This is a genomic window from Spongiactinospora sp. 9N601 (assembly GCF_044326295.1).
GTDB lineage: Bacteria > Actinomycetota > Actinomycetes > Streptosporangiales > Streptosporangiaceae > Spongiactinospora > Spongiactinospora gelatinilytica.
The window spans coordinates 15,597-28,474 of sequence record NZ_JBIRBB010000032.1; the positions used below are offsets into that span (position 1 = coordinate 15,597).

Below are 12,878 nucleotides of genomic sequence, written 5' to 3' on the forward strand. Positions count from 1 at the left end.
CCATCACCTTAATCGGTCAGGCTGATGCCAGGGCCACGTTGATGCGGTCGCGGAGGTCGGCCACTTCGCTGATCTTCGGGTGTTGGCGGGTGGTCTTCCGAAGGTCGATCAAGTAGTCGCGAATACGGTGGGAGCGCACGGAGGCGGCGCTGGTCACTATGTCTGCGCCGATCGCGGCACCCTCGCGCGGGTCGGCTCCCGCTAGGTGCAGCCGGGCGACCAGAAGCTGGGTGAAGGCCCGCGCCCTGGCGGAAGTGTCCTTATGGGTGGCGGCGGCAGTAGTGAGCCGCCGTATCCCCTCCTGGCGCGAGGGCGCGTGGGAGAGTTCGGCCAGGGTGTGCCCGGTCTCTCCGGCGTGTTCGGCCGCGTCGTACCAGTGCAGCGGGCCGGAGGCGTCGATCGCCGTGATGTCGGCGAACAGGTCGTCGGCCAGCCCGACCGCCGCGATGGCCTCCTGATCCCGGCCGAGCTGGGCCAGCGCGCGGGAACGGACCGCCGAGAGCATGGAGCGGGCGGCGGGGGTGAGGCGGTCCGAGCGGACCTGTGCCATTTCGATGCGCGTGAGCGTGGTGTCGGGGTCGTTCCGCCACAGGGCCTGCCGGGCCATCGAGGCCAGGATGATGGCCCGCTGCTGGAAGTCACCGGCCTCCTCGGCGCACGTCAGCGCCAGCCGATACTGGCGGCTCGCCGTCTCGTGGTCGTAGACGTCGAACGCCATGAAACCTGCCACACCGCTCAAATGCGCCACTGCGGAGTACAGCTCGTCGTGCAGTTTGTCCGGGCAGCGCGCGTCCAGCAGGGCGACGGCGTGCCGGAGTTGTGCGGTGACAGCTTGGCGGAGGAGACCGCCGCCGTACTGCTCGTCCCATTGCGAGAAAGTCTGGGCGACCGTCCGAATCCCCTGAATTTCGGTCGCTCCGATTTTTGCGGGGATTGGGGTGGGTTTGGTGGGTTCGATGAGTTCGGAAAGTGCGGATGGGGCGAAGGAGGCCCCGAGGCCGAGTGCGGCGGCTGAGAGAAACTGTTTGCGATCCACGTCGTCTACGGTATCAATAGGCTGCAAAGTCCTACGAGGAGGAGAAAAGCCCAATTCTGCGTCGGTTTGCACCTCTAGTACCGCCCGCAACCCGGATCGATAAGAGGCGCTGGGCCACCGGATCTCGCCGCGTTCCAGCTTGCCGATGTAGCCGGCGTCCAGTGCAGAGACCTGCCCCGAATGCTGGTGAATCCACTTGTTGACCAGCTCTGCCAGCTCCTGCCGGGAAAGCTCGGTCCCGGACCAGGTAGGAGATTCCTTCTGTATGCGAGCCTTGTGCAGTGCGTGGTTCAGCTTGTCCGGGTCTGCCGTCCGCTTCGCCATGTTCCAGGCCCTCCGGGATGACCATCGCTGACCTAAAGCATGCTTAATGTATCCCCCGTTCGTCGTTCACGCAGGGTGAATCCGCGTGCCGATCTGGGATTACCCGCGCCTCGCGTACCGAGGAGACTGAGGGCCGCTGAAACAGCGGAACCCGCCGAACAACGGCCAAGAGTTCGGCGGGCCCCTAGATCGCACGCAGGAGGTGCGACCACGATGCACGATCGTACGGCGTCGCCGGCTAACGAGGGGAACGTATTCGGTGATCGCGGATGAATTCCTTTATGCTCGCATTCTGGCAGATACGCCCGATCTCTCCGGCGATCGCCACTCCGCCCGAGACCGCACGCGCATTGCAGTACGTGCTCGCCCTGCGCGGCATCCACTCGGACTTGGTCAATGATCAGGGCCGGGTGCGGTTGTCGCTAGCCCCCGGTCTGGTCGCGGTCGTACAGGACGACGGGATCTGGTGGCACAGCCCCCGCATGCTGCACCCCGGCATCCCGCTGTACGTCCACCGCTGCACCGTGGCCGGCGCGGCCGAGGCCCTGGCCGCTGACCACGCGCTCCTGCGATCGGCGAGCAACCCCGATGACACTGCGCTGGCCTGAAGGCTTCCTGGTCGGCTGCACGGTACGCCCGCTGCTGGCGGTATGGGAGGTCCAGGCGGGAGGGCGTGGTGCGGGCGGGGTGAGCGATTGCCCGGCCGCCGCCGAGGACGCCATGTTCGAGGTCTTGGACGCCTGCCCGTCGGGCCGGGGGCGGGTGCGGTACGCGCGGCTGTCGTGGGTCGGGATCGGGTACGTGTACGGGCCGACCCGGCTGACCGCGCACCGTAAGGACGGCGTGACCGTCACGGTGCCCGGGGACGCGTGGGAGGGCCTTTCTTGAGCGGGCACGGCGGCGTGGTGCGGGTGAGGGGCGCCGCCGTGCCGTACGGCGCGGGCGGGTACAAGGCCGGCCCCCCGCCCGCGCCACCACCTGAGACGCGCGGCGGCCGCTCCACACCTTCCCTAGGCCGTGCCGCGCCCTGCGGGCGGGCGGCGTGCCCCACAACGCCGCCCGCTCGTATCCACCGTCAGTCCGGGACGTGCCGGACGCCGCCGACGTGCCCGGAAACCTCGGCGATGGTGCGGACCAGCCACATGACCGCCGGGTTCTTGGCGCTCATGTGGTGCCACAGCACGCTGACGGTGAAGCGGGGCAGCCGGAACGGCGGTTCGCAGATCTCCAACCCGAAGGCCGCCGCCAGGACCTCCGCCACGTGCCGGGGCATCGTCGCCACGGCGGTGCTCCGCGTCAGCAGCAGCGGGACCATCGCGAAGTGCGCCGTCGAGGCCAGGACGTGCCGCCGCAGGTCCTCGGCCTCAAGTACGTCGTCCACGATCCCGCGCGTGCCGTGCGCCGAGATCATGACGTGCGGCGCGGCGACGTACTCCGCCCTGGTCAGCGCCCCGGTCCGGCCGGCCGCTGCTTCGTGCTCGCGGCCGACAAGGTCATGCGCGTCCGCGACTTTCCCGACGACCACCCGCGCCCCTTCGGGGACGATCCGGACACCCTGGTGTCCAACGGCGGCAGCTCGATCATCGGGCCGCTGGGCGACGTCCTGGCCGGGGACCGGTGTACCACGAGGAGGCCGTCCTGGTGGCCGATCTCGACCTGGACGACATCGTGCGCGCCAAGTACGACTTCGACGTCATCGGCCACTACTCCCGTCCGGACGTCTTCCGGCTCCTGGTGGACACGACCCCCAAGGCCCCCGTGTCCTTCGCGGCGGACGGGACTTCCGGCCGACCTTGAGTCACCCCACCAGCCGGCCGACGGCGGTGGCGATCGGCGTCGGCCCTTCGGTCAGTTCCAGGATGCTCCGACGTATCTCGGGGGTGTGGACGAGTTCGGCGATGGTGGTGGCCACGTCGTCGCGGGTCACCTCGGTGTGGATCAGCGCCGGCGCGAGGCTGACCCGCCCCGTGCCCGGCGTGTCGGTCAACGCGGCCGGGCGCAGGATCACCCAGTCGAGGTCGGTGGCGGCCAGCTCGACGTCGGCTCGCTTCTTGACGTCGATGTAGTGCTCGAAGGTGTCCGACACATGCCCGTCGCGCCCGGCCTCGGGGAAGACCGAGACCAGCACGAACCGGCGTACTCCCGCGAGGCGGGCGGCGGCGACGGCGGTGGTGAGCCCGTCCCCGTCGATCTTGGTGATGGCCTCGGCCCCGCCCTCCCCGCCGGCCCCGGCGGAGAAGACGAGCACGTCGGTGCCGCGTATCAGATCGGCGAGGCCGGCGGCGGTGAGGCTGGTCAGGTCGCCGTGGGTGGCCTCGATGCCGTCCGCCGCGAGCGCCTTGCCCTGCTCTGGGCGGCGGTAGAGCCCGTCCACCTGGTCGCCGTCCGCGTGGAGGCGGCGGGCGAGCCGGGAACCGATGCCTCCCACGATGCCCACAATGAAGACTTTCATTTCATCGACCTTACTTGCGCGCATGAGCGACCTCGTTGACCAGCTTGAGCAGGGCGTCGGCCGCCGGGCCGGAGGAGGCCGGGTTCTGGCCGGTGATCAGCAGGCCGTCCTGGAGGACGTACGGCTCCCAGTCGCCCGCCTTGGAGAAGACGCCGCCGAGCCTGACCAGCTCGTCCTCCACCAGGAACGGGACGACGTTGGTGAGCTGTACCGCCGCCTCCTCCGAGTTGGTGAACCCGGTGACCCTCCTGCCCTGCACGAGCGGCGCGCCGTCCGCCTTGACGGCGTGCCGCAGGACGCCGGGCGCGTGGCACACCAGCGCGAGCGGCTTGCCCGAGCGCAGGGTGGTCTCGATCAGGCGCGTGGAGTCCGCGTCCTCGGCCAGGTCCCACAGCGGGCCGTGGCCGCCGGGGTAGAAGACGGTGTCGAAGTCGTCGGCCGAGACCGAGTCCAGGCGCACGGTGTCGGCCAGGGCGGCCTTGGCCTCCTCGTCCTTGTCGAAACGGCGGGTCTCGTCGGTCTGGGAGGCGGGGTCCTCACTCTTCGGGTCCAGCGGCGGCCGGCCGCCCTTCGGGGAGGCCAGTACGATCTCGGCGCCCGCGTCCTTGAAGCGGTAGTACGGCGCGGCCAGCTCCTCCAGCCAGAAGCCGGTCTTCCTGCCGGTGTCGCCGAGCCGGTCGTGGGAGGTGAGCACGATCAGAACCTTCATGATTTTTACTCTTTCTTTAGTAGACCGGTCGTCTATAACGCGGTAAACGAATGGCTTGTTGGTCGTTGTTCGTTGTGTCAGAGGTGCAGGAGCCGGCGGGTGACGGCGGTGACCCCGTCGAGTGGGGCGAGGCTACGGTGGACCTTCGCCAGCACGCTGGCCCCGAGCCACATCTCGTACAGGACCTGGGCCACCTGTTCGGGATCGCCCTCAATGGAAAGCGAACCGTCTTCGACGCCGGCGGCGATGACCCGTGCGAGCCGCTCGACGATCGCCGTGGTGCCGTCCTTGAGCGCGATCCGCATCGTCTCCGACAGGTCGGCGACCTCGGCCCCGAGCTTGACGGCCAGGCACTTGCCCTGGCAGTTGTCGACGCTCTGTGTCTCGCGCCAGCTCTGCCAGTAGTTCATCAGCCGCTGCGCCGAGGTCAGGCCCGGCTCGGCGAGGATGCGGTCCATGTCGGCGAGGTAGTCGATGAAGTACGACTTCATCATCGCCTCGCCGAAGGCGTCCTTGGAGCTGAAGTAGTGGTAGAAGGACCCTTTGGGCACGCCGGCCGTGGTGAGCACCTCATTGATGCCGACGGCGGCAAAGCCCTTGTGGGCCATGATCCGCTGAGCGGCCTCAAGGATGCTCCGACGGGTATCCGTCTGTCCGGCTGGCATACTCCACACCCTACCTCCCATTAGACCGGTCGTCTAGCTGTGTGGTTCGTGGTCCGGATGCCCCGCCATCCGTGCTGATCGGCCGTTCGGGGCCATAGGGGCTTGTACGGGCCTGTACGGGCTTGTACGGATGACTTCCCTTCTCTTCTCGGCGGATCGCCGGGTGCCGCATCGTCGGGGACATGGCCCGGAGGCATCCCGGGTCATCCGGGCCTGTCCAGGACGGTCCGCGACTGCGGGGCCGCAGTGCGAGGGGAGACGCCGATGTCAGCAGGGATATCCGCTGTCCGGGAGGGGTTCGTGGCCGAGATCGGCTCGGATGGTCCGCTGACCGGGCTGGTCCCGGACATCCGGGAGGCGCTGCTACGGTACGCCGTGGTGGTCATACGCGGACGGCCGCTGTCCGCGCTGGAACAGGCCGCGTTCACCCGCTCCCTCGGGCCGCTGGAACCGGCGTCCGACGTCTGCGACCATCACCCCGACAGTACCGATGTCATGGTCGTGGACGACTCCGGCTCCACTCCCGCCGTCGGCGACCAGTGGTGGCACGCAGGCCGCTCGTTCCTGCCCGCGCCCACCAGGTACACCGTCCTGTACGGCCGGCTGATCCCGCCGTCGGGGAGCGAGACGCTGTTCGCCGACATGGTGGCGGCCTGCCGGGAGGCGCCCGCGCCGTGGCGGGCGGTGCTGCGCAAGGCGCACGGCGTACACTCCTACGACCGGCTGGCCTACCTGCGCGCCGAGATCCACCAGGCCCCCGTCCAGCCGGACCACGCGACCAGGTTCCCGCCGGTCCGGCACCCGATCATCCGCGTCCATCCGGAGACCGGGACGGTGGCGTTCTATCTCAGTGAGCTGTGCCTGGACAGGATCGAATCGGCGGACGGGACGCCGGTGGACGATCTGTCGCTGGGCGAGCTGCACGCCTTCGCGACCGGCGAGCGGTACGTCTACCGGCACACCTGGCGTCGCGACGACGTCGTGATCTGGGACAACTGCCGGGTACTCCACCGGGCCGGACGGCTGCGGCCGGGCGTCCCGCGCATCCTGCACCGCACCACCACGGCCGGCGACCCACCCGAACCGGGCTTCCCGGCCTGACCGGGGTTTCCCGGCTTGTTCCGGCTGGATGTGGAGCCGGGGGGTTCTGCCGTTCCCGGTGGGGAGGGCCGGCGGGCCGATATGAAGGACAAGAAGTTCTGTGGTGTCACCGGCTCCCAATCCACCCAGCGCGTGATCAACCGCTTCCCCGCCGGGTGGGACACCGAGAAGCACATGGTCAGGCAGCGTGGGCACGGCGCGTGCGTGCAGATGCTGCGCGACGGCAAGGTGGACGCGGTGGAGATGATCCGGGACGGCACCTGGGAGAAGATCATCAGAGCCTGCCTCGGCCAGTCGGCGGACAGGTTCATCCGGACCGTGCCGGCCATCCCCGGCCCCTGATCAGGTCGTCAGGGCCGCCCGGCACAGGCGGACCAGTGCCTCATCGTCGGGGACCTGCGAACTGCTGTAGCCGTGGTCGGACGCGTTGTGCCTGCGTACCCGGCCCAGCTCCGCATGCAGCAGGTCGTGGGCGCTCTTGGCGGCCGGGCCCAGGTCGGCCCACAGGGCCGCGACGTCGCGGCGGGTGTGGGCGTTGGCCAGCCAGGCGCGTTCGAGCACCGGCAGCAGGGGGTCGGCCTCGCCGGTGACCTGCCACAACGCCTGTGCCGCCCCCAGCGGCAGCCAGTGGTGCTCGTCGCCGCGGCGCAGCAGCCGGCGCAGCCGGTCGGTGGCGGCGCTCGCCGCGGGCCCCAGCTCGGCGAGGACGCCGATCGCGCCGGTGACCGCGTACCGGTCGCCGCCGAGGTGGCGTTCGGCGACGGCGTACGCGCCTGCGGCGTCACCGTCGATCCGCCACAGCGCCTTGGCGGCGGCCAAGGATACCGACCGGTCGGAATCGACGGCGGCCATGCGAACGTACGGCAGGCTCTCGCGGGCGGCCGGGCCGATCGCGCCCAGCGCGCCGAGCAGCGGAGCGGTCGTCGCCTCGCCCGACTCAAGCAGAACGAGCAGGTCGGGCATGACTCCGGCGGCGGCCGGGCCCATCTGGGCGAGTGCGTACATCAGGCCGTCGCGGCGGTGGTCGCGCGGGTCTCCGGTGGGCAGGTCGTGCAGCCGGCGGCGGAGGATCGGCAGCAGCGGGGCGGCCCGCTCGCCGTATCGGCCGATCGGTCCGCCGATGTCCTTCGGCATGTCCTCGCGGTCGAGCGCCCACGCCAGCATGGGCAGCGCGCGTTCGTCTGCGGCTCCGGCCAGCGCGTGCAGCGCCGGGCCGACGCTGGACGTCGCGTCGGGCCACTCGACGACCCACGCGATGTGACCCTCCTGCGTGGCGGGGTGATGGGCCACCCGCCCGGCGGCGGTCAGCGCCTCGGCGAGCGCGCCCGCCGCGGGCGCGGCGAGCATGCCGAGATCTTGCAGGACGTGCACGGCGCTCCACAGCAACCGCGGGTCGCCGCCACGGACCTGCTCGCCGACCAGGGCGATCAGCTCGCCATAGTCGCCGCGCCAGCCGTTGATCAGGTTGAGCGCGGGCATCAGGGCGTCGAGCCGGCACTCCCAGTTGGGGGAGCGGAGCAGCGGCGTGAGCAGGGACAGGCGGTCGGCCACCCGCTCGCCGTACGCCGCGCTCAGGGACCTGACCAGCGCGGCGGCCCTGGGGGCGCGCCGGCCCTCATCGGCCTCCTCGCGCATCCGCCGGAGCGCGCCCACCAGGGTAGGCGTGTCGAACCCGGCGGGCGGGGTGCCGGGCGTGCCGGTCTGGTAGACCTCGGCGATCAGCGGGAGTACGTCGGCCACCGCGACGGCGGGCGCCGTGCCGTCAGTGCCGGGCAGCGCGACCAGCTCGGCGGCCACGGTGAGCTGGATCACCGGGTCGGACTCCGCGGCGACCATCCGGGCCAGTCTGCCGGTGACCTCCGCGACGCTCTCGCCGCGCCGGGCCATCGCGGCGGCCGAGCGCACGATCTCCGCCAGCACCGCCGGATGCTCCTCCGCAGGCAGCCGGGCCAGCAGCCGGGCGACGGCGGCCCGTGCCTGATCCAGGCAGGCGGGGAGCAGCGCCGCCGTGGCGGCGCGCACGTCGGGGTCGGGGTCTTCCAGCAGCGCCGACCACAGCGGGTAGGCGGCGGTCACCCGCTCGTTGGCCTGGCGGTAGAGCGCGGTGAGACCGAGCGGGTCGTCGGCCGAGGCGAAGTCGGCGAGCAGCCTGATCACCTCGGGCCTGCCGGGCAGGCCGGGCCGGGTCGCGAGGCGCACCAGGAACGGGATCGTGGCGATCGTGCAGGGGTAGACGTCGCCCTGGTGGAACACGCCGCCGTACATCGCGTCGAGCGCCTGCTCGCGGATGGCGGGGTCGGGGTCGGCGAGGCCGCGTAACAGCTCGGGCACCTCGACGGCGGGGCCATACGCGTGCCGCATGCGGCCCCAGCGGATGTCGTCGAGACCCTCGAACGGGTCGTCGGTGTCGTCGGTCATGCCGCAGATCATCGCGGACGGCGCCGACAATTTGGTGGGTAGAAAAGAAGTATGACGAACCGCAAACCCGACTCGATGGGCTTCGAGTCGTGGATCGACCAGCAGATCCGCGAGGCGATGGAACGCGGCGAGTTCGACGATCTGCCTGGCGCGGGCAAACCGCTCCCCAACCGGAACGAGTTGGCCGACGAGCTGTGGTGGGTCAAACAGAAGGCCCAGAGCGAGGGCCTGACCCTCCCCCTTCCGCCCACCCTGGCCCTCCGCAAGGAGGCCGAAGAGGCCCTGGCGGCGGCCCGCGGCGCCCGTACCGAGAACCAGGCCAGAAAGATCGTCGAAGAGATCAACCAGAAGATCGACCAGGCGATCAGAAAGGGCCTCTCCGGCCCGCCGCTCAACCTGATGCCCTTCGACGTCGAACAGATCATCACCGAATGGCGCGACAACAACCGCGGCTAGCCGGCAGGTGGGGTGTCGGCGCGGGCGTCGTACTCGGCACCGGCCGATGCCTTCGAGGACGCGGCCGGGGAGCCGACCGAAGGGCGGGGCACAGACCTGGTCGGACCCGACCGGGCTCCCGGCCCGCTGCGCGGCCTCGCCCGCGAAGGCCGCCTTCCCGCCGGCGGTTCCACCGGTGCTCCTGGACGTCCGGGGAGCCGACCGGCCGGGCCGCCGGGCTGCGGGGAAGGGGCGAGCGGTGTGCGTTCGTGCGTGGCGGAGGTCGATTTCGTTCTTCAGTCGGCAATTGGGAGTCCGGCTCGGGTTTTCGGGTTCGGAGTAGCGGGATTGGGGATGGTGATTTATTTGGGAATCGTCTGCCACTAAACCTATTTCAGGAAATGGCCCGGCAAGTCGCCCCCTTGTGACACCCCGCCGTCGCACCCCAGGTCAGCCCTTGTCCTGCCGTTCGGGCCGGGCTCGGTGGCTGCTGGGTAATGTTTGGGAGAAATGGGGCAGAAGTGATTATCGACCACGGTCATCCGACGCCACCCATGGTGAACGCCCCCATCTCCAGTGAGAATAGGACCGATAATCCTGGCTAAGCATCTCCCACCAGGTCGGTGATCTGACATGACGGCGGCATCCACCCCGCCGGGCACGGGCCCCTCCGGCATTCTCGGCAGAGTGCTGCTGCTCTGCGTCGCGTTCGGCCCTCCTGCCGTGGTCGTGCAGGTGTGGCCCGCGCTACGGAGCGATCCCGGGCTCGCGTTCGGCGCGCTGCTCGGGTGGTGGGCGCTGGTGGCCGTCGGGCGGTTCGCCGGGCAGGTGGCGGGGGTGCTCGGGGGGATGTGGGCGCAGCGGGTGGCCGATGTGCTCGATCGGGCCGTGATGCGCCGCACGTCCTACCGCGGCCGGTACGCCAAGAGCCTGATCGCCGGGGTCAGCTATGTCGATCTCGAGGGCGTGCCCACCCAGAGTGAGTACCACCTCGACCTGCACGAGGTCTACGTCGATGTCGGCGTCGCCCCCCGCCCCCTGCACGACGCCGTGCGGGAGCCGTACCTCGGGACGATGGCCGCGGTCGGGGAGCGGGTCGGGCTGCGGAAGTTCCTGGAGGTGCCCGAGCCGGTACGGCTGGCGGTGGTGGCCGGGCCGGGGGCGGGGAAGTCCACGCTGCTCCGGCGTACCGCGCTGGACTGGCAACGGCGGCGCGGCGGGCTGCCGGTCCTGCTGATCCTGCGCGACCATGTGGGCGCGATCCTGGACGACCCCTCGCTGACCCTGGCCGCGGCGGTGGCCTCGCTGCGCTGGCTGCACGGCGACGTGCCGGCGGCGTGGTTCGAGCGGCGGCTGGAGCGCGGGCGCTGCCTGGTACTGCTCGACGGGCTGGACGAGGTGGCCGGCGAGGACCACCGCCGGGCGATCGTGGACTGGGTGTCGGCCCAGATCATCCGCTATCCGCGCAACGACTTCGTGATCACGTCCCGCCCCTACGGATACGAGACGGCCCCGCTGACCGGGGCGACCGTGCTCCAGGTGTGGCGGTTCACACCCGAGCAGGCCACCAGGTTCGTGCACGGGTGGTACCTGGCGATGGAGCGGCGCAGCCGCAACGCGGACGGCCCCGACGTGGCCGAGCACGCCCGGGAGGCGGCCGATGACCTGCTGGTGCGGGTCCGCGCGCAACCGGCGCTGTTCGACCTCGCGGCCAACCCGCTGCTGCTGACGATGATCTGCAACGTGCACCGCTACCGGGGCGCGCTGCCCGGCAGCCGGGCCGAGTTGTACGGCGAGATGTGCGAGGTGCTGTTGTACCGGCGGCAGGAGGCCAAGCGGCTGACCGACCCGCCGCCCGGGCCGACCGGCGCGCAGAAGAAGCTGGTGCTGCGCGAGCTGGCCCTCTACATGATGCGGCACAAGGTGCGCGACCTGCCGACCCGCGACCTGCACAAGGTGATCACGCCCGCGCTGGCCAGGGTGGTCAGGCGGGCCGACGCGGCCGAGTTCCTGAGCATGGTGGAGCGCAGCGGGCTGCTGGTGCAGCGGGAGGCGGGCAGCTACGCGTTCGCGCACCTCACCCTCCAGGAGTACCTGGCGGCCGAGGAGATCAGGGAGAAGAACCGCCCCGACATCCTGGCCGAGACCGTGGACGACCCCTGGTGGCGGGAGACGGCGCTGCTGTGGGCGGCGGGCTCGGACGCAGGGCCGCTGGTGGAGGCGTGCCTGCGGTCCGGTTCGGCACGGGCGCTGGCCCTCGCGTTCGACTGCCAGGACGACGCCCTGGAGCTTGCCCCGGGGCTGCGCGACCGGCTGGACGACCTGCTGTCCTCCTCGGTGGACGACGAGCGGCGGGCGCTCATGGTCCAGGTCAGGGTCACCCGGGCGCTGCGCCGTACGATCACGCTGGGCAACACGGCCGAGGCGTGCGCGACGCCGGTGTCCGCCGGCCTGTACCGCCTGTTCGTGGAGGACTCCGCCTGGCGGGGCGAGTCGCGGCGGCCCGACCTGCCGGGCGACGCGTGGCCCGAGGACGACGACCCGATCTCCGGCCTGTGGGACGTGGACCTGGAGCCGTTCCTGACCTGGATCGGCGAGCACCAGCGCGACCAGCCGTACCGGCTGCCGACGGTGGCCGAGCTGAACGACCCGGTGATGCACCCGGTGGCCGACATCCGCAAGCGGCCCGTGTGGGCCAGGGGCGAGGCGACCGGGCACCGGCCGAAGCCGGCGACGGCGGCCGGCGTGCCGCACCCCTTCGGGATCTCGGTGCCGACCTTGCAGCGCAGGCTCCAGGCGGATCGGGTGCCGGCCGCGATGTTCGCGATGGCGTCCAAGAACACGCCGTTCGTGCCGGAGCTGGCGCGGGCGCTGTTCCGGCAGTTCTCCGTGGGGCCGACGCCCGGCTGGATCGAGGCGTACGACTGGCTGCCGGTACGCGTCGCCCTCGACTACTGCCCCGACCCGCGCCCGCACCTGGCCGACGCCCGTCTCACGCTGTTCACCGGCGCGCTGCCGGACTTCCTGCCCGCGTCCGCCGCCGCCCGCGACGACGGTCTGCGCCGGTTCGTGGGGCTGCTCGACGCGGACTTCGTCCAGTCCGGCGAGCGCTTCGCCAAGGATCACTCGCGGGAGCGCTGGCGGCTGGACCTGCTGCCCTCCCCGGCCCTGCGGTCGCGGGCGTACGAGATCCTCTCGCTGAGCTACCCGGTCGTGCTCTTCCGCTGGCTCCAGGCCGACCGGCCGCTGGACCGCAGGCGCGACGCGGAGGTCCGCCTGAACGCGTACTGGGCCCGGCACCTGCGCGGCATGGGGCCGACCTTCTACGTCTCGCCGGGCCGGGCGGCGGGCATGGCCGAACGCGCGCTGGTGCCTCCGGCGATGCCGGGCGACGAGCCGATGCGCGTGCTGACCGCGGTGATCGCCGACAACCTGGTCCACCTGCTGGACAAGGTGCTCACCCGGGCCGTGCCGGTCACCGCGGAGATCGCCACCTGCCTGCGGTTCGGCGCGATGGCGCTGGCCGCCGCGTACGCCGACCACGAGGACGCGCGCGTGGTCTTCATCAACCTGGCCTGCGGCGTGACCGCCCTTGAGGAACGGGCGCGCGGCGAGATCGTCCCGGACGACATGGTGGTCCTGATCCGCAACTGATCCGCAGCCGAGCCGCAGCCGAGCCGCAGCCGAGCCGCAGCCGAGCCGCAGCCGAGCCGCAACTGAGCCTGCAACTGAGCCTGC

Annotated in this window: 13 protein-coding genes; 7 read left to right on the forward strand and 6 right to left on the reverse strand. The window is 71.0% G+C overall.

From position 1 onward, the window contains the following. Positions 1 to 16 precede the first annotated feature (16 nt). Positions 17 to 1,360, reverse strand: coding sequence for a hypothetical protein (locus ACH34R_RS42205; RefSeq protein WP_397567240.1), 1,344 nt, complete (start codon positions 1,358 to 1,360; stop codon positions 17 to 19). Positions 1,361 to 1,641: 281 nt separating this feature from the next. On the opposite strand from ACH34R_RS42205, the gene ACH34R_RS42210 reads away from it, so the two are divergent. Together ACH34R_RS42210 and ACH34R_RS42215 are read left to right on the forward strand one after the other, a co-directional pair. Next, positions 1,642 to 1,968 carry a hypothetical protein gene (locus tag ACH34R_RS42210; protein WP_397567241.1) on the forward strand — a complete coding sequence of 109 codons (327 nt, stop codon included), beginning with the start codon at positions 1,642 to 1,644 and terminating at the stop codon, positions 1,966 to 1,968. Beyond that, a complete protein-coding gene (locus tag ACH34R_RS42215; RefSeq protein ID WP_397567242.1) occupies positions 1,949 to 2,248 on the forward strand; it encodes a hypothetical protein in 300 nt (99 codons plus the stop codon). The genes ACH34R_RS42210 and ACH34R_RS42215 overlap by 20 nt, the downstream gene beginning before the upstream one ends. A 187-nt stretch (positions 2,249 to 2,435) precedes the next feature. On the opposite strand, the gene ACH34R_RS42220 is transcribed toward ACH34R_RS42215, so the two are convergent. Continuing rightward, positions 2,436 to 2,885 (reverse strand): LysR substrate-binding domain-containing protein, encoded by a 450-nt coding sequence (locus ACH34R_RS42220; RefSeq protein ID WP_397567243.1) that lies wholly within the window; start codon positions 2,883 to 2,885, stop codon positions 2,436 to 2,438. A gap of 92 nt (positions 2,886 to 2,977) precedes the next feature. Between ACH34R_RS42220 and ACH34R_RS42225 the strand changes: the two genes are divergently transcribed. After that, positions 2,978 to 3,157 (forward strand): hypothetical protein, encoded by a 180-nt coding sequence (locus ACH34R_RS42225; protein ID WP_397567244.1) that lies wholly within the window; start codon positions 2,978 to 2,980, stop codon positions 3,155 to 3,157. A gap of 1 nt (position 3,158) precedes the next feature. Here ACH34R_RS42225 and ACH34R_RS42230 read toward each other — a convergent pair whose 3' ends face one another. The 3 genes from ACH34R_RS42230 to ACH34R_RS42240 form a co-directional block, all read right to left on the reverse strand. Further along, positions 3,159 to 3,812, reverse strand: coding sequence for an NAD(P)H-binding protein (locus ACH34R_RS42230; RefSeq protein WP_397567245.1), 654 nt, complete (start codon positions 3,810 to 3,812; stop codon positions 3,159 to 3,161). Positions 3,813 to 3,822: 10 nt separating this feature from the next. Further along, positions 3,823 to 4,521, reverse strand: coding sequence for a type 1 glutamine amidotransferase domain-containing protein (locus tag ACH34R_RS42235; protein WP_397567246.1), 699 nt, complete (start codon positions 4,519 to 4,521; stop codon positions 3,823 to 3,825). 77 nt (positions 4,522 to 4,598) lie between these two features. Further along, positions 4,599 to 5,186 (reverse strand): TetR/AcrR family transcriptional regulator, encoded by a 588-nt coding sequence (locus ACH34R_RS42240; RefSeq protein WP_397567247.1) that lies wholly within the window; start codon positions 5,184 to 5,186, stop codon positions 4,599 to 4,601. 264 nt (positions 5,187 to 5,450) lie between these two features. Here ACH34R_RS42240 and ACH34R_RS42245 point away from each other — a divergent pair, with 264 nt between their 5' ends. Next, positions 5,451 to 6,287 (forward strand): TauD/TfdA dioxygenase family protein, encoded by an 837-nt coding sequence (locus ACH34R_RS42245; RefSeq protein ID WP_397567248.1) that lies wholly within the window; start codon positions 5,451 to 5,453, stop codon positions 6,285 to 6,287. Positions 6,288 to 6,368: 81 nt separating this feature from the next. After that, positions 6,369 to 6,629, forward strand: coding sequence for a hypothetical protein (locus tag ACH34R_RS42250; protein WP_397567249.1), 261 nt, complete (start codon positions 6,369 to 6,371; stop codon positions 6,627 to 6,629). Here ACH34R_RS42250 and ACH34R_RS42255 read toward each other — a convergent pair whose 3' ends face one another. Further along, positions 6,630 to 8,705 (reverse strand): hypothetical protein, encoded by a 2,076-nt coding sequence (locus tag ACH34R_RS42255; protein WP_397567250.1) that lies wholly within the window; start codon positions 8,703 to 8,705, stop codon positions 6,630 to 6,632. Between the two features lie 51 nt (positions 8,706 to 8,756). On the opposite strand from ACH34R_RS42255, the gene ACH34R_RS42260 reads away from it, so the two are divergent. After that, positions 8,757 to 9,161: a DUF1992 domain-containing protein gene (locus ACH34R_RS42260; RefSeq protein ID WP_397567251.1), complete on the forward strand. Its 405-nt coding sequence runs from the start codon at positions 8,757 to 8,759 to the stop codon at positions 9,159 to 9,161. A 612-nt stretch (positions 9,162 to 9,773) separates the two neighbouring features. Next, positions 9,774 to 12,794, forward strand: coding sequence for an NACHT domain-containing protein (locus ACH34R_RS42265; RefSeq protein ID WP_397567252.1), 3,021 nt, complete (start codon positions 9,774 to 9,776; stop codon positions 12,792 to 12,794). Positions 12,795 to 12,878 lie beyond the last annotated feature (84 nt).

What these genes read in the sequence shown, in the direction of transcription:
- ACH34R_RS42205 (WP_397567240.1), bottom strand. Translation starts at nt 1,360, where the DNA reads ATGGCGAAGCGGACGGCAGACCCGGACAAGCTGAACCACGCACTGCAC.
- ACH34R_RS42210 (WP_397567241.1), top strand. Translation starts at nt 1,642, where the DNA reads ATGCTCGCATTCTGGCAGATACGCCCGATCTCTCCGGCGATCGCCACT.
- ACH34R_RS42215 (WP_397567242.1), top strand. Translation starts at nt 1,949, where the DNA reads ATGACACTGCGCTGGCCTGAAGGCTTCCTGGTCGGCTGCACGGTACGC.
- ACH34R_RS42230 (WP_397567245.1), bottom strand. Translation starts at nt 3,812, where the DNA reads ATGAAAGTCTTCATTGTGGGCATCGTGGGAGGCATCGGTTCCCGGCTC.
- ACH34R_RS42235 (WP_397567246.1), bottom strand. Translation starts at nt 4,521, where the DNA reads ATGAAGGTTCTGATCGTGCTCACCTCCCACGACCGGCTCGGCGACACC.
- ACH34R_RS42240 (WP_397567247.1), bottom strand. Translation starts at nt 5,186, where the DNA reads ATGCCAGCCGGACAGACGGATACCCGTCGGAGCATCCTTGAGGCCGCT.
- ACH34R_RS42245 (WP_397567248.1), top strand. Translation starts at nt 5,451, where the DNA reads ATGTCAGCAGGGATATCCGCTGTCCGGGAGGGGTTCGTGGCCGAGATC.
- ACH34R_RS42250 (WP_397567249.1), top strand. Translation starts at nt 6,369, where the DNA reads ATGAAGGACAAGAAGTTCTGTGGTGTCACCGGCTCCCAATCCACCCAG.
- ACH34R_RS42255 (WP_397567250.1), bottom strand. Translation starts at nt 8,705, where the DNA reads ATGACCGACGACACCGACGACCCGTTCGAGGGTCTCGACGACATCCGC.
- ACH34R_RS42260 (WP_397567251.1), top strand. Translation starts at nt 8,757, where the DNA reads ATGACGAACCGCAAACCCGACTCGATGGGCTTCGAGTCGTGGATCGAC.
- ACH34R_RS42265 (WP_397567252.1), top strand. Translation starts at nt 9,774, where the DNA reads ATGACGGCGGCATCCACCCCGCCGGGCACGGGCCCCTCCGGCATTCTC.